Below are 21,506 nucleotides of genomic sequence, written 5' to 3' on the forward strand. Positions count from 1 at the left end.
GCCTCTGGCCGGCCCGATGATAAACTCCACGACGAAGCAATCCAGACTGTGTCATTCCGGGATGGTGCGTTAGCACCAGACCCGGAATCTCGAGATTCCGGGTTCGATGCTTCGCATCGCCCCGGAATGACGGCTTCATTAGCATCAACATCAATCCGGCTTCACATAGTCCTTCGCGATGATGGCATCGGCGGTGAAGCCCTTGTCGACAAAACCCTGCTGCTGCAGCCAATCGATCTGGTTGGCGACATTCTTCACATCGAGCTTGCCGTCGGGGTCGATATAGGCGCAGTTGCCGACCACCTGCTCGACCGGCAGATTAGTGTATTTGGCGATGATCTCCAGCAGCGGCTTTGTCGCTTCGTTGATCGGCGCCTTGCCGTCGACGACGGCGGCCAGGATCACGTCATGGTATTCCCGGTCGGCGCGGGCAAGCGCGCTCAAAAGCCTGGTCACCAGCGGCTTGTCGGCCAATGTTTTCGGCGAAGCGAACACCGCGCCCAGTTGCCACGGCGTCTCGTCGCCGACCCAGCCCAGCAGCTTCGCCCCGCCATCGTCCATCAGCTTGCGCGCGGTCGAGGCCGGCAATAACGCGGCATCGACGGTTTCGCCTTTCAGCGCGGCGGCCGCGTTCGACAGCGACTGCATCGGCAGCACCTTCATGTCGCTCAGTTTGAGCCCATATTTGTCGGCGAGCAGGCCGAGCGAATAGTGAAAGCTGGAACCGACCTGCGTCACCGCGATCCGCTTGCCGGCGAGATCCCTGGGTGTCTTGAGGCCGGCGGCGTAGGCGTTGTTGCTGGCGAAATAGCCGATCAGGGGATAGCCGGCCTTTTCGCGGCTCATGCCGCCGATCACCTTCAGCGTGCCCTTGCCGGCGAGGTTGTAGAGCCCGGCGGTGAACGCCGTGATGCCGAAATCGATATCGCCCGACGTGGTCGCCACCGCGATCGGCTGCGCGGCATCGAAGAATTTCAGTTCGACATCGAGCCCGGCGTCGCGGAAATAGCCCTTGTCCTGCGCGATGAACACCGGCGCGGACGACGACAGTCGCAATACGCCGACTTTGGCCTTGAGGGGTTCCTCGGCTCGGACAGCTCCGGTCACCGACAGCGTCATCAGGGCCGCGAACAATAACCGCAAAAATTCAGGCCGCGCCATAATGATGCGATAGCACAACGTCATGCAGTTTCCTCCATCTCTTATTGCTCTGTCTTATTCACTTTGAAGCACTGGCTCGATGTCTCCGCACGGCAGTGAGCCCCCTCTCCCCTTGCGGGAGAGGAGGTCGCAACGAGCAAGCGGAGCGATTTTGGCTTCATCAAATAGAACTTTACAGCCCGACCGGCACGGCCTGATCCCGCCCGAGAAACGCCCCCTGCTGTCTCAACTGACCCTGTAGTTTGCCGACATCAATGTCGCGCGGATTGGTATTGCCGCCCAGCGCCAACGCGGCAGCCGTTCCCGCCGCCTCGCCCATGACAAAACAGGCGCCGGAGACGCGCGCCGCCGACTGGCCGTCATGGGTCATCGAGGCACAGCGGCCGGCCACCAGCAAATTGTCGATGCCTTCAGGCGTCAACATGCGGTACGGCAGTTCGTTGAACCCGCGCGACTCCGGGATCGGCGGAAACTTGAAGATCACATCGCCGGCGACATGGGATTCCATCGGCCAGCCGTTGACGCCGATCGAATCGTCGAACGCGGCGCAGCCGAGCACGTCATCGCCAGAGAGCATATAGCCGCCAACCACGCGCCGGGTTTCGCGGATGCCGAGTTGCGGCGGCAGATCGACGATGTAGGATTTTTCGAATCCCGGCACCGTGCGCAGGAAATCGAAGGCGTTGAGGGCCTGACGGCGGCCTTCGATCTCGCCGCGCGTGAGATCATCGGGTTCAAGCCCGTTGATCGCGCTACCATCCTCGCGCGCCAGCTGCGTAAAATTCACCCGCCATTCGATTTGCGAGCGCTGCGGCCGCACGATCGCGGCCTTGCGCGGAAAATGATGCGTGCCGGCGGCTTCGGCTTGCTCCATCAGCGCCGGGATCGTGCGCCAGGCGTCGCCGGCTTTTTCGGGATCGATACCGTTGAGACGAAACATCATCGAGGGGTAGAGCATGCTGCCGTTGCTATCGCCGACCTCGTAACGCGCGCCCGCCCACGCGGCGAGATCGCCGTCGCCGGAGCAATCGATGAAGATGTCGGCGCGCACCGCCTGGCGGCCGGCCTTGGTCTCGACCATCAGCGCGTTGATGCGCCTGTCGTCATGCATGACCACGCCGGCGCCGAGCGCATGAAAGAGAATGTCGACCTTGTGGCTCAGCAGCAGATCGTCGGCCGCGATCTTGTAGGCCGCGGTGTCGTAGGCTTGCGCCAGGATTTTCCCCAGGATCAGATGCGGCGCGTTGAGGCCACCGAGACGATCGATGCGCCCGAGCAGGTCGGACGCGATGCCCTGCACCACCCGATGCATCTCGCCATAGACGTTGGCATGCAGCCCGCAGAAATTGGTGACGCCCGCAGCCGTGCCCATACCGCCGAGAAAGCCGTAGCGCTCGATCAGCAGCGTGCGGCGGCCCGCGCGCGCAGCAGCCACAGCTGCGGCAATGCCGGCGGGTCCGCCGCCGAGGACGACGACTTCATACTCGCCGTACAGCGGCACCTGCCGCGCGGGCTCTTCGATGGTTTTGGTGGGCAATGTGGGATTCCCGATGCTGAGTGAACATCATGCCCACGGGTGAGGCGTTTCAGCCATCTCGTCAAGGGATTAGCCCCGGGGATGCCCCGAATCGTCAATCCCACCGCCTTCATCGGAGACAACGCGATCAAATCGAGTGTTTGATCTTTGCCAGTTTCTTCGGCCGCGTAGCGCGCGTCCGAAGACAACGTGATCACGGTGATGCGGTCGCCTTTGGCTTTGGCCGGCTGCCGGAACTGCGTTTGCGGCTCGACGGCTGAGGCGCGCCTCCTGACGGCGGTTTTTTATTCGCGGGCGAAACATTCCGCTGAGACGGCCGGCGCAGCCCCGAACCCGACTCGGAAGGACTTTCGCGACGCTTGTTATTCTGGTCAGCCAGGAGAAACAGCGGGGCCTCCCCGCCGGCGTTGAGTCCGACCAGAAAATCCATCCCCGCACGCATCACATGCTCGGCTGCGAGGGTGGCGGCCCTGCGTTCATCGCCGTCGATGATCGCGCGCAAGATCGCTGCGTGCTCCTCCCAGGAGCGAGCCTGGCGGCCGGGATCCATCGGCGAGAACAGCATCGACGTTCGTTCTCTCAGCTTCTGCAGCAGTTCCCCCAGGACGGTATTTTGTCCGGCCGCGGCGAGTTCCCGGTGGAAAAGCAGGTTGAGATCGAACAGCTGCTCGAATCGCTTGGCCGCGACTGCCGCGCTGCCCTTGTTCAGGACCGCCTCGATGCGCTTGATGATCTGCTGGTCGTGCCGGCGCGCCGCGAGCCGGGCGTTCTGTCCCTCGAGCAGGGCCCGCAACTCGATGGTCTCGCGCGCTTCCTGCTCGGTCATCGTCGCGACCGCCGCACCGCGCCGCGCGGTGACCTCGATCAGACCCTCGGAGGCGAGCGCACGGATCGCCTCGCGCACCGGATTGCGGGAGACACCCAGTTCGTCGGCAAGCCGACCCTCGACCAGACGTTCGCCTGGCTTCAGTCGTCCGGACAAGATGGCTTGGCGGAGCTCCGTGACCACCTGGTCGCGAAGCGGAGAATGCTCCTCGCCGAGTCGACGCTTGCTTGTGACGGCCGTGAGCGTCATTCCTTAGCCCATCCCAAAATCAATGCCGCCCGGCAAATGCAATGACGCCTCCGCCAGGCTATTGTTCGCCTGATGCTGACTGCGAAGCGGCTGCCTGACGCCAGTCTACTGCAATCCGCGCCATATGCCATCCCGTTACTGCGTACGCTTGCCGGAGTTCGTGGTGGCCGTTTCGGGTCACTCTTGCACCGGTCCGTCGGACAAGGGCATGACCGCCGCGGCGTCCGGCTCGGCGCGCGGGGCTGGCGCACGACGCTCCGCCATCGGCACCCAGGATACACTGACGTCGCCGTTGAGGAAGGTCTGGCAGGCCATGCGGTAGCCCGCCTTGAATTGCTCTTCGGTCAGATGCTTGCGCTCTTTGGGCTTGATGGCGTCGGTGTGCTCCAGGCCTTGCTCGATCCTGCATTTGCAGGTGCCGCAGATTCCGCCGCCGCACTTGAATGGAATTCCGCCCTGCTCGCGCAACGAAACCCGCAGCAGATTGCTGTTCTCCGGCGCGCTCGCCACTTTGCCGCTGTTCGTCAGGAACGTGACTTGGATCATCTCGTGACCGGCTATTCAGCTTGCAGGCAACGCCGTCTGGCGCAACTCGGTGTCCATATGGCCGAAGCTGGTCAGGTGCCGGAGTTCCCTCAGCGCCTGTTCGGTCGTCTCGAATTTTTCCAGGAATTTTGAGGGCACGTCGTTGACGATGGCGGTGTCGTCTTCGATGACGCGGATCCGGGTGCGCTCTTCAAGCAGTTCGGCGATCACGAAATGCGCTTTGGTCTGCCCGTAGAACACATAGTCGTAGGCCTCGAGAGGCCGCAGGCCATTGACGGTCTCGGTCCGGAACTGTCCGGGCTTGCTGGTCAGGATGACATACATGGCAAATTCCTTATCGTCATTGGCAACGCGCCGGACCATTTCGCCGCGGCGAAAAATTTACAAAGCCGCGGGCGCCAGCGGTTCGACCGGGATCTGGTCTTGCTCAAGTTCGATGTCGTGGCTGAGCCAGAGTTGACAAATCAGGCGGTAGCCCGCGTCCAGCCCGGGCCCTAGCCGCTTCTTTTCCTTCCAGTTCGGCTCGGGCAATTGCTCGGCCCCCCGGAGAACCCGGCAGGCGCATTTCCCGCACTTGCCCATCCCGCATCCATATCGCAGATGGGGATAGGGAAACTGCTTGATACCCGCCCGCACGACGAGATTGGTGTTCTCCGCGACCTCGCCATGGTAGGCGTGGCCGTCGCGATGAAAGGTGACCTTGGGCACCCGAATCAGGCCCGCAGCAATTGCCGCTCGCCGTGCTGCACCTTGGGCTCGGCGTTCTCGATCTCGCTGATCGGAATGTCCTTGGCGACGTAGTCCCAATACAGCGCGGTGGTGTACAACAGCCGCATCTGCGCTCCGATTTCGCAGATTTTCAGGCAGCGCTGCTGCAGCTCGACGGTGTTGGCGTGCTCAAGAACGATCTGATAGCCACGCTCGCCGTGGATCTCGTCGGAAACGATGTGGAGATCGAAGAACTCGACTTCCTCGTCGCTGAATTTGTACTTCTCGCGCAGCGTCGGGGTCTGCTTGCGATAGATTGACGGCACCTGGGACTCCAGGCCGACCACGAGGGCTGCGACGGCGACAATCGGATCTTCGCGCATCGCCACCGCATAGCACCAGCTCTGCAGGCCGCGCGTGGTGGCAGTCATGTTGTCGGGATCGATAACGCGCTCGCGGGTCGTGCCACAGGCTTCGGCGAAGCGGATCAAGAGATCGGTATGGCGGTCGCCGCCGATCTCTTCCTCGTACATGTTGGCGAGCAGGAAGTCCTTGGCCTCGGTGTAACGCTCGGGCATCCGAGCATAAATATAGGCCAGATAGTCCGCGAACGGCCCGACATAATGGAAATGATTTTCCGCCCAGCTGGCGAGGTGCGCGCGGCTCAGTTTGCCGCTGGCCCATGCGATGCTGAACGGCGCCTTGTTGGCGCTCTTGCCCTTGATGGCGTTTTCGAGGGCGCTGCGGAACTCCACATGGTTCATCAGTTCAGGCATCGTTGTGCTCCTTGAGGTTGGACGGGAACAGAACCAGTTACGGATTCTCTGCCCAAAATTGTATACACTATACAAAATCTGTCAACCTAGCGATTGCCTACTTTGCCCGCAACTTTCCAGGCAAACGCCCATATTTGGCGCAATCTCAATTTATCGCTTGCACTGGCGGATACTGTATACAATCTTGCGGCTGCCGGGCATGGCATTGGTCCACAGGGGGGAAAATGGGTCAGCAAGTCACGATTACCGCAGCGCATTGGGTCTATCTCGCAGGTGTGATGGCCGTAGTGCTCACGATGGTACTGCGCGCCAACGTGGTGGTGCCTTCCATCGTCGCCACCTTCGCCGTTGCGCTGGTTTGGACGCACAGCCCGGTGAGTGCTCTCGGGAGCATCTTCAATGCCAGTTTTGTCGCGGCCAAGGAGCTGTTCAACATCTTCCTGGTGATCGCGCTGATTACCTCGCTGCTGAACGCGCTGAAGTCGCTGCGCTCCGACGTTCTCATGGTGCAGCCCTTCCGGGCGGTGATGACGAACGGCCACATCGCCTTCTTCGTTCTTTCCGCCGTGACCTATGTCATTTCGCTGTTCTTCTGGCCAACGCCCGCCGTTCCGCTGGTATCCGCGGTGCTGTTGCCTGCGGCGATAGTCGCCGGGCTGCCGCCGCTTGCCAGCGCAATGGCGATCGCGATCGCCGGTCAGGGCATGGCATTATCGTCCGATTACGTGATCGGCGTTGCTCCCGGCATCAGCGCCAAGGCCGCCGGCGCCGCGGTCAGCGCCGCCGCGGTGGCAGACCGCGCTTTGTCCTTGTCGCTTATCACCGGCGGCGTCGCTCTGGTGATCGCCTATTTCTCGATCCGAAAGCTGATCCAGCCTGCCAGCGAATTGCTGCTGGTGCGCTGGCAGAAGCAATCGAGCACCGGCGAACTCGACCGCATGGAGGCAGTCGGCACCTTCGACAAGGCCGAGATCGCGCGCAGCACCGGCGGCAGCTATGAAGAGCCGCTCGCCGTCGATGCCGCGATCAGGACCGAACGGCCGCTCAGCGACAAGCGCCGTGCCGGCTGGTCGAAGCTGTTCGCCATCCTGACGCCGCTCGGCTTCGCCGCCGTGATCGCCGTGATGGTGCTGCCCAAACTGGGAGTCCGCGGTTTGCCGGAACTCAAGGGCGGCGACGCCGCCGCTCTGGTCGGCGGCATGGGCGCGGCGCTGATGATCCTGGCGACGCTCGCCGCGGAAGGCGCGCGCAAGAGCCTCGACGTCTGCGCCGACCATATCACCGACGGCTTCGTGTTCGCGTTCAAGGCGATGGGGTCGGTGCTGCCGATCGCCGGCTTCTTCTTCATGGGCGCGGGCGGCGATCTCGCTGCCGGCGTGCTCAATGTCCCGGTCGGCGAAGCGCCGCCGCTGTTGTTCAACTTGATCCAGACCGCCGAAGCATGGATCCCGCACAATCACGTGCTGGTGGCGTTCGGCGTTTTGGTGGTCGGCATGATCACCGGCGTCGACGGCTCCGGCTTTGCCGGCCTGCCGCTTACCGGTTCGCTGGCGGGCGCCCTTGGACCAACGGTCGGGCTCGACGTCACCACCCTGTGCGCCGTCGGGCAGATGGGCGCGGTGTGGACCGGCGGCGGCACCCTGATCGCATGGTCGTCGCTGATCGCCGTGGCCGGCTTCGCTCGGGTGTCGGTACTCGACACGGTCCGCGCCCTGTTGCTGCCCGTGTTAACCGGCCTGTTTGTGTCGACCATCTGCGCCGTCCTGTTCTGGAGCTAGAGAAAGGCTAAATCGTCCATGTCCGATACCGCGACGCCGTTGGCGTACACCCGCACAGCGCGTACCCAAATCGAAGAGTTCAAGAACCATATCGACGGCAAATGGTCGGCGAGCCAGACCGGCGAGCAGTTCGATGTCATCAACCCGGCCGATACCAACGACGTTGTCGGCCGCTTTCCGGCGTCCTCGGCGGCGGATGCCGAAGCGGCGGTCCGCGCCGCATCCTCGGCCTTCGCGAGCTGGAAGAAGACGCCGATCTCGGCACGGGCGAAGATTCTCAACCGCGCCGCGGACTATCTCGAGGCCAACGTCGATCGCTTCGCCGCGGAACTGACGCGGGAGATGGGCAAGGCGCTCAATCTGAGCAAGGACGAGATCCTGCGCTCGGCGCAGACGCTGCGATTCTACGCGGTCGAGGGCCAGTCGTTCGCGGGCGAGACCTTCCCCAACGACGATCCCGACATGATCGTCTATACGCAGCGCGAGCCGCTCGGCGTCGTCTCGGTGATCACGCCATGGAATTTTCCGGTGTCGATCCCGGCGCGAAAGATCGCGCCGGCGCTGATCGCCGGAAACACCGTGGTGTTCAAGCCATCGTCGGACGCGCCGCTGAGCGGCTATCGGCTCGTGGAAGCTTTCGTCGCCGCAGGCGTCCCGAACGGAGTCCTGAATTTCATCGTCGGACGCGCTTCCGAGGTCGGTCCGGCCATTACCGTACCGCCCGTGGTGCGCGCGATCTCCTTTACCGGCTCGACCGCCGCCGGCGAGGCGATTCATCGCTCCGTCGCGTTTACCACCCGCACGCAGATGGAGCTCGGCGGCAAGAATCCGCTGATCGTGATGGAGGACGCCGATCTCGACAAGGCCGTCGATCTGACCGTCAAGGGCGGCCTTTCGTTGAGCGGCCAGGCCTGCACCGGCACCAGCCGCGTGCTGGTGATGAAGCAGGTCAAGGCGGCGTTTACCGAAAAGCTCGTGAGCAAGGTAAAGGCGCTGAAGGTCGGCAGCGGCATGGTCGCAGGAAACGATATCGGCCCGCTGGCGACGCCGCGGCAACTCGAAACGGTGCTGCGTTATATCGAGATCGGCAAGCGCGAGGCGACGTTGCTGTGCGGCGGCGAGCGCCTGACCGGCCCCGGCTACATCAGCGGCTATTACGTGTCGCCCGCCATTTTCACCGATGTGACGCTGGACATGCGGATCGCCCGCGAGGAAATCTTTGGACCGGTGATCGGCATCATGGAGGTCACGAGCTACGTCGACGCGATCGCAAAGGCCAACGATACCGAATACGGCCTCTCCGCGGCGATCGCGACGCGCAATCCGCGCTATATCCACGACTTCGCCAACGATATCGAAGCGGGAACCGTCAAGATCAACCGCACGACAACGGGAAATCTGATCAATGCGCCGTTCGGCGGCCTCAAGCGCTCCAGTACCTCGACGTTCCGGGAATCCGGTCGCGGAGCGCTTGAATTCTACACCCAAATCAAGACGATCTATCGCGGCTGCTGAATCCAGGTCGCGCCAACCATCACCCCATCCGCAATTCGAACTGCCGAGGCAACCAATGAGACCTTCATTCAAATTGGAACTAGAGGAAGCACGCCACATGGTCGCCGCCGCCATCCGTAAATCCAGCGAGATCGGCGTGCTGGAGACTATCTGCGTCGCCGACGAGGGCGGCTATCCGCTCGTGCTTGAACGCATGGACCGCGCCAGGGTGACCGGACCCCAGATCGCCTGGAACAAGGCCTTTACCGCGGCCGGACACAAGCGTTCGACCCACTTGTTCAACCAGACGCCGAACGGCCCCGCGCTTCCGGGCAATGAAGCGTTCGGCATTCAGTGGAGTTTCGAGGGCCGGTTCGCTGTATTCGTCGGCGGCTTTCCCATCGTGGTGGACGATGAGGTCGTCGGCGGCATCGGCCTCAGCGGCGGCAACGGCGAACAAGATACCGCCTGCGGTGTCGCGGCCCTGCAGGCGCTGCAGGAATGGCTGGCGCCGAACAACCATCGCGTTCTGGTCCGGGCCGACATCAAGATGTGATGCAAGGTCGGCCGTCCGCTTCGCAGCGGACGGGCCGCCGCCGATCGCATCACCGGTTTCGCGGCGGGGCTAGCCTGTGGAAACTAGCCCCCAGTCGCGTCGCCCTACTAACAGGACACCATCTCCATGCGTATCTGCATTTTCGGCGCAGGCGCCGTCGGCAGCCATCTTGCGGTGCGGCTCGCGCTGGCCGGACATGACGTCGCTTGCGTGATGCGCGGACCGCATCTCGAGGTGGTGAAGGCGAAAGGCCTGGTGCTTCGCGTTGGGGACGCCGAATTCCGCACGCGGGTGAAGGCATCGGACGATCCGGCGGCGCTGGGTCCGCAGGATCTCGTCATCAGCACGCTGAAAGCGACCGGGATGAGCAGCCTCGCCACCGGCCTGCGGCCGCTGCTGCGCGACGACACGGCTGTGGTGTTTGCCCAGAACGGCATTCCCTGGTGGTACGACATCGGGCTTGCCCCCGATCATTCGCCGCCGCCGGATCTTGCGTTTCTGGATCCCGGCGGCCGGCTGCGCGCGGCCGTGGCCAAAGAACGCATCATCGGCGGCGTGATCTTTTCGTCGAACGAGATCGCAGCGCCGGGAATTGTCGCGAATTTATCACCCGACCGGAACATGCTGCTGGTCGGCGAATGCGATGACCGTGCCAGCGAGCGGATCGAGCGGCTGCGCGGCACGCTCGTCGAGGCGTCCATCGACTCGCCCTTGGTCTCGCGGATCAGGGAGACGATCTGGTCCAAGCTGCTGACCAACATGTCGATGTCGGTGCTGTGCCTGTTGACCGGACAGACCGCCAGGGGCGTCAGGGAGGATCCTGCCTTGCGCGATATCGTGCCGCGGCTGCTCGATGAGGCGCATTCTGTCGGGCAAATTTGCTATCCGGGCGTCAAGCGCGTCACCCGCACCGGGGCCGCGCCCGAGCACAAGCCTTCGATCCTGCAGGACTACGAACTCGGCCGGGCGATGGAAATCGACGCGCTGGTGCGGGCGCCGGCAGCCTTTGCCAGGGCGGCGGGCCTGTCGACGCCGATGCTCGACATGCTGGCGGGCCTCGCCATCCGCCAGGCGCGCGACAAAGGGCTGTACCAGGGTTGAGCGTCATCCCGCGCTTCGCGGGGATGATGTAGATCGCATGCTCCATGCGGGGACGGCTTGGCGGAGTAGCGGCTGCGCCAGCGTCAGGTCTTGGCCGCCGTCCAGTCGGCCGCGCGTTTTTCGGCGAACGAGGCGAGGCCTTCCGAGGCTTCCCTCGTCTGGCGCTTGGCCGCATGCATGCGGACCAGGCGCGCATAGGCCTCGTCGTCCGAGCTCATGCCGCCAAACGAGCTTTCCATCGCCAGCGTCTTGGTTTCGGCCAACGCATCCGGCGCGTTGGCCAGCAATTGCTCGACCACTTTTGCGCCTGATGTTTCCAGATCGGCCAGCGGCACCACCTCGTGCACGAGCCCGATGCGGCGCGCGTCCTGCGCGCCGAAGCGTTCTCCGGTCAGCGCATAGCGGCGGACCTGCCGGACGCCGATGGCATCGCACAATTGCGGGATGATGATCGCGGCGGTCAGCCCCCATCGCACTTCGGCGATCGAGAACACCGCATTGTCGGCCGCGATGACGACGTCGCAGGCGGCAATCACGCCGGTGCCGCCGCCGAAGCAGCCGCCTTGAACTAGCGCCACGGTCGGGATCGGCAGCCTGTTCAACCGCTGCACGGCTTCGAAGGTGGCTCGCGACACCGTCTCATTCTCGTCAGGCGATTGCGGCCTCACGGCATTGATCCACTTCAGGTCGGCGCCGGCCTGAAAATGCCTGCCATTGCCTTTCAGGACAACGACGCGAAGAAGAGGTTTCCTGCTCAGTTCGTCCATCGCCGAGAGCACGCCACCAATGAGTCCGGCATCATAGGCATTGTTGACCTCCGGACGGTTCAACGTGACCGTCGCAACCCCGCGTTCATCGAGGTCCCACAAAACCGGATTGGCAGGCATCGGCGATCCCTTCGTTGAGCGGCGCCGCGTGAAAACGGCTTGAGGCATCGCCTCAAAAGGCGGCGCGGTTACTCCGCCGCGTCGAGGATCGTCTTGCCGAGCGTGTTGTCGACAATGACGGGCGTCTCGAAATAGCTGATCTCGGGCGCGGCGCCGTAACGCTCGGTGATCATCTGGCGCCATTCGGCAGTGTAGACGCGCTCGGCGGCCTCGCGGCTCTGCCACAGATAGCAGCCTCCGCCGGTGCGGCCTTCGGCGTCGTACAGGTAATATTTGCGAATAAGGCCGGCGAGGCCCTGGTATCTCGGCGCCGAGAGCTGGAACACCTCAGCCGCCTTCGCGGCATCGAAGGTTGCGGGCAGCTTGAAACGGACAATGGCGGTAATCATCGGCAAGATCCCGGCCCTCGCTTTGATGGTCGCTGATATTATAACTCTCTGCGCTATGGCTGTCATCCCGTCAGCCGGGCGGTGCATTCTCGGCGAAGCGCGACATCTGGGCGTCGAGCGCCTTTTTGAAGGCGGGGCGATCTTCGCACCGAAGGCGGTAGAACTCGAGCACCGGGCGGTCCGTTACCATTGTGGTGGTCCGCAGGATCCGCAGGACCGAGGTCATGAGCAAGTCCGCGGCGGTGAAGCGATGTTCGAGATAGTCTCGTCCGCTCAATTGGCTGCAAAGGCTATCCAACCTCTGTTCAACCAAACCGACGACGCCCTGCTTTAGAGGTGACTGTTCGGCGTCGGGCGTCCCGCTGACCGCATTGAGGAAAACGATCGGCGGCTCGACGGTATTCAGCGCTGCGAACATCCAGGTCTTGGTTCGTGCGCGCGCGACCGGATCGGGGGGCATCAGCGACTCCGCCCGCTCGGCGATGTGCAGCACGATCGCCCCGGACTCGAACAACTCGAGGCCGTTCTCCTCGTAACTGGGGACCTGGCCGAACGGCTGCAGGGCCCGGTAGCCGTCCGATTTTTGATCCGCAGGTCCGATCAGACGCTCCTCATAAGGGAGGCCCGCTTCTTCCAGCGCCCAGCGAACTCGGAGGTCGCGAACGAGGCCTTGCGCGAACGGCGGCACCCAGCGAAATGCGCTCACCTTGATCATGGTCATCTTGTTATCCCTCGCTTGGATCCTTGCTGGCCTATCCGTGACTGGGGTCACCAGCCGCGAGATGGCCGGCCAGCTTGTTCAGTGCGCTGTTCCAGCCCGTCCCGTGCGCGTCGCGGTTTTCAACCGTGCCAAGGCCCTCCTGACGCAGGGTCAGCTCGGTCTTTCCGCCGAGATCATTGAGCGTAATGGTGATGAGCGACTGCCGCTCCTCATCACCTTCCCAGCCCCAGGTGAAGGCGAAACTCCTGGGCGCCTCAATCATCTTGAAGACGCCGGCCACGGGGATCACGCGTCCGCCGGACATGCGCATGATCATGCGATAGCGGCCGCCGACGCGGGGCTCGAACAGCGGAAGCTCGCAATGCGCGCCTTCGGGTCCGATCCAGGCCTGCCATTCCTCCCCGGTCAGCCAGGCGTCGAAGACGCGCGCCGGCGGCGCGTCGAAGATGCGCGTAATCTGCAGCACCGTATCTTCCGCCGTCACGGTCATGGCTTTTTTCCCTTTGCTGGCTTTTTCAAGTGGGCGTCGAGGCGGTCGAAGCTTCCGCTCCAGAAGCGGCGGTGAAAATCAATCCACTCCCCCGCGCTGGCGAGCGCTTCGGGATTGAGGCGGCACCGGCGATGCTTGCCTTGCCGCTCATTCGAGATGAGCGAGGCTTCCTCCAGCACCTTCAGATGCCGCGAGATTGCGGGCGGCGAGATATCGAACGGTTCTGCGAGTTGCCCGACGGTTGCTTCCCCCTGCGCGAGGCGGGCGAGAATAGCCCGACGAGTGGGGTCTGCGAGGGCTGAAAAAGTGCGGTCCAGGGTAATCATTTCACGAGTACGTTAATTCACTTATCAGTTAAGTCAAGTGCAAAGTACGTTCCCACCGCGTCACCATCGCTTGAACATTTGTGCGGTCCCGCAACTCAGCGTGTACGACCCAGCGAAGTGCGACCGCCGACAAGCCCTGTCAGCCGACTTGCTGTTCGCGTCCCGAACAACCCATCCTCCCGCGCGGGAGAAAGTCCGCGTGCGCAAGGCGCCCGTGGGCTTTTTCGTTGCCTGGCACGATGTGAGCTACCCCGCAATTGGTGCCCCAATCGTGTGATTGCATTCGGGCGTCGCGGTGTCGCCCGCAAGCGTAGACTCGCAAAATAGTTGGTTTCGAAAGATTAGTGGATTGTGAAAACTTTGGTGTTTAGATGTGGCTTTACACCGGGCTGTGAGCGCTCCTCAATGCGGCTAGGTTTAAGAGCGGCACCAGCTTCGACCAGCGGCAAAACTGCGCCGGGCGAGGAAAGCCGCGTCATCACAGCCAAATACAATATTGCCGACCGGCATGATCTTCGGACCGGTTCACGATTGTTCTTCGCCTGTCGCGTCGAACATCTCACTGACATGGAAATGACGCTTTCGGTTCCGGTAACGGGCGAGATCGGGGATGCGGTGTTTGTCCAGGTAAAAGCGCTGGGCGACATAAAAGGCTCGGTTGTGAAGCGAACCCGTACCGGTTTTGTCATGAGCATCTCTGCAACCCAAGCCGAGCGTGCCAGGCTCAAAGTAAAAATAGACTGGTTCGAGAAAATTAGAGCGCGCAAGGCCGTCAACAAGAGACTACACGACCGCTTCACGCCCACCAATCCGCACTCTACACTCATCTTCGGCGATGGAAGCACACTGCGGTGCTTTGTCGTCGACATGTCGGCTTCGGGCGCCGCGGTATCAGCCAACGTAAGGCTCGAAGCCGGAACGCCGCTCGCGCTTGGCAAAGTCGTGGGAAGAGTGGTGCGTCACCTGCCGAACGGTTTTGCAATAAGGTTCGTCAGTGCGGTCAACGTCGGAGTCCTTGAGGACCTGCTGATAAAACCCTCGATCTGATTTTTTTCGGAGTTTTTTGGAAGCGGCGGCAAACCAGCCGGCTCATCCGTCATAACGACGGGCTGCAGATCACGACTGGCTCCTGCCTACCCCTCGTCACGGGCAAATCCAGAAAGCCAGCGGCCCGGCCCACAGGCTGACCAGGCGCCCGGGATCTGTCGAAGGCGGCGAGGACTGCCGCCGTCGATCGCAAGTGCTCGCTAGGCTGCCATAACCGGCATGGCCTGTTCGGTAGCCGGCGCCGTCTCAACGGCCTTCGGAAGCGGGCGCGGCTTGATCAGAAACAGCGTCGAGCGGAACCCGACCTGCAGATAGGCGAAGCTCAGCAGGGACAGGTAAAGAGACTTGCGCGGCATGCGCTGGACCTTGACGACCTCGAGCCCGTGAGCGGCGGCAAGCTTCTTGACCAGTCCGCCGAACCAACCTGGATATTGGACGAGCAGGCGGCCGTCCTTCTCAAGGTAATCGCGCGCTTGCGCGAAGAGAACCGGAAGATATCTCGTCGAGGTGGCGAACTGTGCCTCGTTATCTTCGAAATCCGCCTCGATATAGGGTGGATTTGCGAGGATAAGATTGAACCTGCCGCTGACATTGGCGAACATGTCGCTCGGCAGGACAGTGACGTTTTCCCGTCCAAAAAGCCGACAATTTTCCTTGGTATTGGCAATGGCAGCCGGACTGATGTCCACCGCCAGAACTTCCCGCGCCACGCCGGCAGCAAACACCGCGCACACGCCGCTTCCGCAGCCGAGATCGAGCACCCGGTCGCCCTCGTGGCAATATTCCACGCAAGACTGCTCGTTTTCGAGCGGCTTGTAGACGCCGGGGAAAATGACGAGGGTTTTCTCCTCCAACGTGATGGAGGGCCACAACACATTCAGTTGCCGAACATGCCAATACCAGTAGGTCATGAATCCGCGTTTAAAAAGCGCCCAAGGGTTCATCATATCCTCCAACTTGTCGATATGTTCCTCTGATGTGCATATACCGCACGAAAGTTAAGAAAGCGGCTTCCCGTCCCGGGATGCTCATTCGCAAATTGTCAACAGGCGACTGAAAGCCCGATCGCGCTGTTGGCGGACGCTTCAAGTTGGCCTGGTTTTCTTTTTGTCATTCTCTCAATGCGGCCGGCAAGATGAGTTCGCTATCTCGAACTCCGCCCGCGAGCTACCCAGTCCTTACGATCTTGTCGACTCCGTTTGAGCCAATCGCTGGGCACCGAGTCTTCCAAGCAGCGGGGCGATCTCGCTGGGCGGCAATGGCTCGCTATACAAATATCCCTGGACTTCAGTGCAGCCCTCCTGATTGAGGCAGCTCCTTTGGTCTTCTGTTTCGACCCCCTCAGCGGTAGTCGTTATTCCAAAACTCGAACCAAGTCCCACAATGGCGCGCACGATCGCCAGGCTCTTTTCGTCCGCGAGCAGATCCTTGACGAACGACTGGTCGATTTTTAGCTTGTCGAAGCTGAAGCTGCGCAGGTAGCCGATGCTGGAATAGCCGGTGCCGAAATCGTCCAGCGAAATCCGGACGCCAAGCTCGTGCAATTGTTCGAGTATCCTGACGTTGTGATCGGATCCTTCAAGCAAGATCGATTCGGTGATTTCCAGCTCGAGGCGAGATGCCGGCAAACCCGACGACGCGAGTGCATTCATTACGGTCGATACCAGATCGCCCTTCGCGAACTGCACTGCCGACAAGTTGACCGAAACGGAAATATCTTCCGGCCAGCCCATCGCATCGGAGCATGCTTCTCGGAGCGCCCACTCGCCGAGCCGCACGATCAAGCCGGTCTCTTCCGCCAACGAAATGAATTCGGTCGGCGATACCACGCCACGCGCGGGGTGCTGCCAACGCATCAACGCTTCGAAAGCCGTCACTTTCTGCGTCTGCAAATTGACAAGCGGTTGGTAATAGAGTCGGAATTCGTTTTGGACAATCCCGTTCCGCATCTCTCGTTCGAGAGCGCTTCGCGCCTGAACGGCCGCATCCATTTCAGAGTCGAACATGCGATAGTTGCCGGGGCCCGCGGCTTTGGCGCCGTACATCGCGATATCGGCGCTCTTCAGAAAGCCCTCCGCGTTCATGCTTCCAGCGTCTGCAACGGCAACCCCGACACTGGCGCTGACCGTGACATCGTATCCCTCGATGGTGCACGGTTGGCCGACAACCTCGATAAGGTTCTTCGCGAGCGCGATCGCGGCTGAAGGCTGTTCTGCGGAGATTTGAAGAATTGCGAATTCATCGCCGCCGAGCCGCGCTATGCGGCCATTTACGGGCAAAATGTCACGAATCCGATTTGCAATTGACTTTAAAAGCAGGTCACCGATCGAATGGCCCAGGGTGTCGTTGACTCCCTTGAAGCCATCCAGGTCCACAAACAGAACCGCGACAGGCTTCGATGCTCCCAGAACATCCTTGAGGACGTCTTCAAGCTGCTCCTTGAACAGAAGGCGGTTGCCGAGACCGGTGAGGGAGTCGTGATAGGCAAGATGGAGGGATCGCGCATCCGATTCCTCGCGAACGGCCATTTCCGCTCTCAGCTTCTGGTAGAGTCCCAACAGAAGCGCGGTGCGGTCGGCAACATTCTTTTCGAGACCGTCATTCGCCCTGGATAGCGCCTCGTTGGCTGCCACCACTTGCAGTTCTGCCCGCCTGCGCCCGATCTGGGTGTTGGCACGCGCCAGCGCGACGGCAAAGTCAACGGGCTTGGTGACGTAGTCGTTCGCTCCGAGTCCAAGCGACTCGACGATGTTTTCGCTTTCGGACTTTGCCGTCACCATGATCACAGGAAGCACCGAAGCCGACTTCCGACTGCGAATCCGCTTGAGGGTTTCTATTCCGTCGATCCCGGGCATCATCACGTCGAGAAGGACCAGGTCGAATTCCTGACGATCGATCAGCTCGAGGGCCTTCAGCCCGCTATCCGCCTCGACAACTTCAAAGCCGTGACGCTGAAAGCGCCGCAGCAGGATGATCCGATTGTCGGAGATATCATCGACGATCAGAAGGCGAGGAGGCGCCGCCGTATTATTCTCGACAGCACCGGATCCGTGATCTTCGGGCCGCAAGATGGTGACGCGTTCGGATTGGAGATTTAACGAGGACATCGGTTTATCCTTCAGACCGCAGTTGCGAATTCGGGAGCAGCTAGCGGGATGCTTCTCTCTTCAGTGAGGGTCTCCTCATTCATCCAGGCGAGCACCCGGATCGTAAAGCACGAACCTCGACCAATCTCGCTCGTGGCGGTGATGCCGCCCCCCATCAGTCCACATATCCTTTGGCTCAACGCCAGCCCAAGTCCCGTTCCGCCATATTTTGTGGAAGTCGTGCGATTGGCCTGGCCAAAATTCTGGAACAGGTTTGAAAGGTCCGATCTGGTAATGCCGATCCCGGTATCCTGGACCTGGATCTCGATCCAGTCCCCCGCCGGGCTTCTTCGGCGATACGCCGATAGCGTGATCGTTCCGCCTTCGGTAAACTTCGCGGCGTTGCTCAGCAAATTCAGAGTCGCCTGGCGCAACTTGGTCGCATCGGTCGAAACAGTTCCGAGATCGTCGGCACATCTCACGACGAGCTTGTTGCCATTTTTTGACACCATCGGCTCAACGTTGGCAACGATCCCGCGTATTGTCTCGGGGAGATCGAATTGTTCGATTTTCAGTTCGATGGAATTCGACTCGATCTTGGAGAGATCGAGCACGTCGGTAACGAGGGACAACAGATGCTGCCCCGCGGAATTTATGCGCCGGAGATCGGCCTTCCTGGTCTCGCCCTTTCCCTCGAACTCGGCGTTTTCAAGCAGAATTTCGCTAAATCCAATGACCGCATTGAGAGGGGTACGCAGTTCGTGACTCATTTTGGCGAGGAAGATTGACTTGGTGCGATTGGCGACGTCCGCCATGTCCTTGGCTTCGCGAAGACGGAGCGCCGTTTCGCGATGACTTTCGGTTTCGCGCTCAATCTCGGAACTCATCGACATCATGTTGGCGTAGTAGATGGCCATCCAGGACATGTAGATTGTCGCCGACAGGATCGAGATCCAGCCGACGGTTGCAAGATCCTCCTTTGAAACAAGTTCCGGGAATCCCCACAGCGAATGGGCGGCGCAAAACCCGAGGATGTTGAAGACGAACAATGCGACGACGAGGGACGGAGACTTGGAAAGATAGAAGAAGCCAAGCAGGAGGCTGACAATCAGCCACGGCAGGAACGGCGAACTCACTCCGCCATAAAAATAAGCGCCAAACAGCGAGGTGAAGGCCAGGAGCTCAACAGTGACGACCGCCGTCCGCTGCAGATTGCCGGTCCATTTGTAGACGAAAGGCAATGTCCAGAACAGCCATATGCAGACTATCACCGTCCAGCAGGCGATCCCCGGATCAGGATCGGATAAATAGAGGAACACGCTGATGGACTGCGACAGCAGCGGCCCGGCGAGATGCGTAAATACGAAATTTCTTGCGAGGTTTAACTCCGAACGCTCCGACTTTGCCGCGTCGGGGATGAACCAGTCGATTATCCGGAGCGAAAAATTTAAAATCCACATTTGCCCGCAATCCTCAGCAGCCCTCTCAGGCAGAGCCTACGGCAGTGCTTTTAATTATCCGTTTACGGACGTGTGCAGCGATTAACACGACTTTAAAGGGAAACTGCTAACGGATAACCGGTGCCGGAATGGCGCCGCTTCACTATTTCTACGCACTCAATATTTCCACGCGCTCGGTTGCTGGATTTATCAAGGCCCTCGCAGAAGGCGGCACGGTTCCATGAAACAAAAACTGGCACAGTTGGTTACGGCGCTCGACCGCCTGGTGAATTACTTCATTCCTCCCGACATCGCGGCCGATCGGGAAGCGTGCAAGCGGGCACACGTCTTCTTAATCAGTCACATCCTTGGACCGTTCATCGGGAGCGTAGTGCCGGGGACGATTTACTTTATTGATCCGAACCCGGGATATGAAGTCGCCATACTGGCCATTTCGATCATGTCTTTCTGGGTGTTTCCCTTCCTGTTGAAGGCCCGCGTGCCTTACAACCCACTGGCGCTGGTCTCGGTCCAGAATTTGATCTTCTGCATTCTCTGGAGCTGCTATTTTTACGGCGGCGTGACCTCCCCGACTTTGGCCTGGGTGCTCACGATCCCTTTGCTGGCGTTCTTTTACCTGGGTTCGTCAGCGTCGCTCCGCATGATCGTCATTGGCATGTTTGTGGTGAATCTGGCGACCTTCTGCGGGTTCTACTTTTACGGCTACCACCCGTCCCCAGACGATCTTCCGAGCGATGCGATGCAGGGCCTCGGCCTTATCTCCACCGTAGCGGCGGCGCTTTATGTGGCGATGATGGCGCTCTACTACGCGAAAGTTCAGACCTCGCAGGGCGAGCTCGAAGGCGAGATGCGTCAGCACATGGCGACTGCTTCGGCGCTTCGGCTGGCGACCATCGAAGCCGAGCGGGCGGGCGCTGCAAAGGCGGAGTTCCTGGCAAAGATGAGCCACGAGTTGCGCACGCCGTTGAACGCGGTCATTGGATATAGCCAAATTCTTCTTGAGGACGCAGAAGATGAAGGCGATGTCGAAGCCATCGCAGATCTTGGTAAAATTCACGGCGCCGGACAGCATTTGCTCAAGCTGGTCAACGAAATCCTGGACCTCTCGAAAATCGAGGCGGGCAGAATGGAGCTCGACCTGCAGGAAATCGTTCTGGCGGACTTGCTCAATGAGATCGCCGTTGAAGTCGAGCCGGCGGCCGTGAAAAACGGAAATTCGATTCTTTGTAAAATCGACCCGAATCTCGGAAGTCCATTGTGCGATGCTTCAAAATTCCGGAGTATGGTCGGCCAATTGATCGACAACGCCGTGAAGTTCACGCAAAACGGCAAGGTCGAACTCGTGGCGGAACGCCTGCCGGGCGACCCCACGGATGAACTTCTGGTTCACGTTATCGATACAGGCATCGGAATCGCGCCGGACCAGATCTCGGACCTTTTCGAAAAATTCACCGTCGTCGACGACTCCAGCACCAGCAAATATGGCGGCACCGGACTTGGATTGGCGCTCAGTCAGAAGCTTTGCAGGCTGATGGGCGGCGATATTTTCGTGGAAAGCGAAGTTGGGCGAGGCAGTCGCTTCACGGTTCGGATCCCACTGATCTATGAAGAAAAAATCAATTCAACCATTGAGTCGAGCGATCGGCCTTGCGCTGGAGCGGATGGTTATGCCGCGGCGACGCTGGCCCCGGCTTTTCAGGATCCGGAAGCAGCTCTCGAGCCAGTGACGGTGACCGACCATGCATAAGATCCTGCTCGTCGAAGACAATGAGATCAATCGGGAAATGCTCACGCGTCGCCTCGAGCGTAACGGCTTTTCCGTGTGCTGTGCGTGCGACGGTGCCGCCGGCGTAGCTATGGCGCTGAGCGAGATGCCAGATCTGATCCTGATGGACGTTGCGCTTGGCGAAATGGATGGCTGGGAAGCGACCCAGCTGATCAAGGCCAATCCCGCCACGACCGCAATCCCGATCATCGCGTTGACGGCACACGCCCTGGCCAGTGACCGCGCGAAGAGCGTGACGGTCGGGTGTTGCGACTTCGATACAAAGCCGGTGGATATACAGCGTCTGCTCGGCAAAATTCGCGCGTGGCTACCGGCCGCCAAGCATGAAAATGCCGTGGCCTGACTTTGAGTGCAATGCCTGCGCCGGCGATCCGTTCGGGACTTTGGGCGGTAATGCCGCTGATCGGATCCTGCGAGTGATGCAACCCTGTCGTTGCCGCCGTCCAACCTCACCGCCAACATAGAAGCAATTTCGCATGGTAAAGCCCGCGTTAAGAAGCGCCGAATCCGCCCGTGCGGAACATTGTCGTATAAGCACCACTTAACCACCCGATCAAAAGGCCCGTAAAATCGAGTAAAAAC

General features: G+C 60.9%; 23 protein-coding genes. 8 read left to right on the top strand and 15 right to left on the bottom strand.

The window, feature by feature from the left end:
* Window positions 1-150: 150 nt before the first annotated feature.
* The 7 genes from B5527_RS38580 to B5527_RS38610 form a co-directional block, all read right to left on the bottom strand.
* Window positions 151-1,119, bottom strand: a complete 969-nt coding sequence (locus tag B5527_RS38580; RefSeq protein ID WP_154072952.1) for an ABC transporter substrate-binding protein — start codon at window positions 1,117-1,119, stop codon at window positions 151-153.
* A 214-nt stretch (window positions 1,120-1,333) separates the two neighbouring features.
* Complete coding sequence (locus B5527_RS38585; RefSeq protein ID WP_079606151.1) at window positions 1,334-2,698, bottom strand: FAD-dependent oxidoreductase; 1,365 nt, start codon at window positions 2,696-2,698, stop codon at window positions 1,334-1,336.
* A 193-nt stretch (window positions 2,699-2,891) separates the two neighbouring features.
* Window positions 2,892-3,773 (bottom strand): GntR family transcriptional regulator, encoded by an 882-nt coding sequence (locus B5527_RS38590; RefSeq protein WP_079606152.1) that lies wholly within the window; start codon window positions 3,771-3,773, stop codon window positions 2,892-2,894.
* A gap of 177 nt (window positions 3,774-3,950) precedes the next feature.
* Complete coding sequence (locus B5527_RS38595) at window positions 3,951-4,319, bottom strand: 2Fe-2S iron-sulfur cluster-binding protein (RefSeq protein ID WP_079606153.1); 369 nt, start codon at window positions 4,317-4,319, stop codon at window positions 3,951-3,953.
* Window positions 4,320-4,334: 15 nt separating this feature from the next.
* Window positions 4,335-4,643 carry a ferredoxin gene (locus B5527_RS38600; RefSeq protein WP_079607831.1) on the bottom strand — a complete coding sequence of 103 codons (309 nt, stop codon included), beginning with the start codon at window positions 4,641-4,643 and terminating at the stop codon, window positions 4,335-4,337.
* Between the two features lie 57 nt (window positions 4,644-4,700).
* Window positions 4,701-5,027: a 2Fe-2S iron-sulfur cluster-binding protein gene (locus tag B5527_RS38605; RefSeq protein WP_079606155.1), complete on the bottom strand. Its 327-nt coding sequence runs from the start codon at window positions 5,025-5,027 to the stop codon at window positions 4,701-4,703.
* 5 nt (window positions 5,028-5,032) lie between these two features.
* Window positions 5,033-5,803, bottom strand: a complete 771-nt coding sequence (locus B5527_RS38610; protein ID WP_079606156.1) for a TenA family transcriptional regulator — start codon at window positions 5,801-5,803, stop codon at window positions 5,033-5,035.
* 224 nt (window positions 5,804-6,027) lie between these two features.
* On the opposite strand from B5527_RS38610, the gene B5527_RS38615 reads away from it, so the two are divergent.
* The 4 genes from B5527_RS38615 to B5527_RS38630 all read left to right on the top strand — a co-directional run bounded on the left by B5527_RS38615 (window position 6,028) and on the right by B5527_RS38630 (window position 10,732).
* Window positions 6,028-7,581, top strand: coding sequence for a hypothetical protein (locus B5527_RS38615; RefSeq protein ID WP_079606157.1), 1,554 nt, complete (start codon window positions 6,028-6,030; stop codon window positions 7,579-7,581).
* 18 nt (window positions 7,582-7,599) lie between these two features.
* Window positions 7,600-9,096 carry an aldehyde dehydrogenase family protein gene (locus tag B5527_RS38620; RefSeq protein ID WP_079606158.1) on the top strand — a complete coding sequence of 499 codons (1,497 nt, stop codon included), beginning with the start codon at window positions 7,600-7,602 and terminating at the stop codon, window positions 9,094-9,096.
* Window positions 9,097-9,151: 55 nt separating this feature from the next.
* Window positions 9,152-9,631, top strand: a complete 480-nt coding sequence (locus B5527_RS38625) for a GlcG/HbpS family heme-binding protein (protein ID WP_079606159.1) — start codon at window positions 9,152-9,154, stop codon at window positions 9,629-9,631.
* Window positions 9,632-9,757: 126 nt separating this feature from the next.
* Window positions 9,758-10,732: a 2-dehydropantoate 2-reductase gene (locus B5527_RS38630; protein WP_079606160.1), complete on the top strand. Its 975-nt coding sequence runs from the start codon at window positions 9,758-9,760 to the stop codon at window positions 10,730-10,732.
* 83 nt (window positions 10,733-10,815) lie between these two features.
* On the opposite strand, the gene B5527_RS38635 is transcribed toward B5527_RS38630, so the two are convergent.
* From B5527_RS38635 to B5527_RS38655, 5 genes are all read right to left on the bottom strand, one after another.
* Window positions 10,816-11,619, bottom strand: a complete 804-nt coding sequence (locus B5527_RS38635) for an enoyl-CoA hydratase-related protein (RefSeq protein WP_079606161.1) — start codon at window positions 11,617-11,619, stop codon at window positions 10,816-10,818.
* Between the two features lie 68 nt (window positions 11,620-11,687).
* Complete coding sequence (locus B5527_RS38640) at window positions 11,688-12,008, bottom strand: monooxygenase (protein WP_079606162.1); 321 nt, start codon at window positions 12,006-12,008, stop codon at window positions 11,688-11,690.
* A 70-nt stretch (window positions 12,009-12,078) separates the two neighbouring features.
* Window positions 12,079-12,729: a glutathione S-transferase family protein gene (locus B5527_RS38645; protein ID WP_079606163.1), complete on the bottom strand. Its 651-nt coding sequence runs from the start codon at window positions 12,727-12,729 to the stop codon at window positions 12,079-12,081.
* A gap of 31 nt (window positions 12,730-12,760) precedes the next feature.
* Window positions 12,761-13,219 carry an SRPBCC family protein gene (locus B5527_RS38650; protein ID WP_079606164.1) on the bottom strand — a complete coding sequence of 153 codons (459 nt, stop codon included), beginning with the start codon at window positions 13,217-13,219 and terminating at the stop codon, window positions 12,761-12,763.
* The gene (locus B5527_RS38655) at window positions 13,216-13,545 is read right to left on the bottom strand and encodes an ArsR/SmtB family transcription factor (protein ID WP_079606165.1); all 330 of its coding nucleotides are present in this window, start codon (window positions 13,543-13,545) and stop codon (window positions 13,216-13,218) included. Before B5527_RS38655 ends, B5527_RS38650 begins: the two co-directional genes overlap by 4 nt.
* A gap of 405 nt (window positions 13,546-13,950) precedes the next feature.
* Here B5527_RS38655 and B5527_RS38660 point away from each other — a divergent pair, with 405 nt between their 5' ends.
* A complete protein-coding gene (locus B5527_RS38660) occupies window positions 13,951-14,592 on the top strand; it encodes a PilZ domain-containing protein (protein ID WP_154072772.1) in 642 nt (213 codons plus the stop codon).
* A 200-nt stretch (window positions 14,593-14,792) separates the two neighbouring features.
* On the opposite strand, the gene B5527_RS38665 is transcribed toward B5527_RS38660, so the two are convergent.
* Both B5527_RS38665 and B5527_RS38670 read right to left on the bottom strand, forming a co-directional pair.
* Entirely contained in the window at window positions 14,793-15,536 is a 744-nt protein-coding gene (locus tag B5527_RS38665) for a methyltransferase (protein WP_172842799.1), read from the bottom strand.
* Between the two features lie 234 nt (window positions 15,537-15,770).
* Window positions 15,771-17,597 carry a putative bifunctional diguanylate cyclase/phosphodiesterase gene (locus B5527_RS38670; protein ID WP_245332792.1) on the bottom strand — a complete coding sequence of 609 codons (1,827 nt, stop codon included), beginning with the start codon at window positions 17,595-17,597 and terminating at the stop codon, window positions 15,771-15,773.
* On the opposite strand from B5527_RS38670, the gene B5527_RS46965 reads away from it, so the two are divergent.
* Window positions 17,538-17,690: a hypothetical protein gene (locus tag B5527_RS46965; protein ID WP_245332816.1), complete on the top strand. Its 153-nt coding sequence runs from the start codon at window positions 17,538-17,540 to the stop codon at window positions 17,688-17,690. The two genes, B5527_RS38670 and B5527_RS46965, sit on opposite strands and share 60 nt — an antisense overlap.
* A 20-nt stretch (window positions 17,691-17,710) precedes the next feature.
* Here B5527_RS46965 and B5527_RS38675 read toward each other — a convergent pair whose 3' ends face one another.
* A complete protein-coding gene (locus tag B5527_RS38675; protein WP_079606173.1) occupies window positions 17,711-19,138 on the bottom strand; it encodes a sensor histidine kinase in 1,428 nt (475 codons plus the stop codon).
* 220 nt (window positions 19,139-19,358) lie between these two features.
* Here B5527_RS38675 and B5527_RS38680 point away from each other — a divergent pair, with 220 nt between their 5' ends.
* Together B5527_RS38680 and B5527_RS38685 are read left to right on the top strand one after the other, a co-directional pair.
* Window positions 19,359-20,885 carry a sensor histidine kinase gene (locus B5527_RS38680; RefSeq protein ID WP_079606174.1) on the top strand — a complete coding sequence of 509 codons (1,527 nt, stop codon included), beginning with the start codon at window positions 19,359-19,361 and terminating at the stop codon, window positions 20,883-20,885.
* The gene (locus B5527_RS38685; RefSeq protein WP_079606176.1) at window positions 20,878-21,267 is read left to right on the top strand and encodes a response regulator; all 390 of its coding nucleotides are present in this window, start codon (window positions 20,878-20,880) and stop codon (window positions 21,265-21,267) included. Before B5527_RS38680 ends, B5527_RS38685 begins: the two co-directional genes overlap by 8 nt.
* Window positions 21,268-21,506: the final 239 nt, after the last annotated feature.

The organism is Bradyrhizobium erythrophlei (assembly GCF_900129425.1).
Lineage (GTDB): Bacteria > Pseudomonadota > Alphaproteobacteria > Rhizobiales > Xanthobacteraceae > Bradyrhizobium > Bradyrhizobium erythrophlei_C.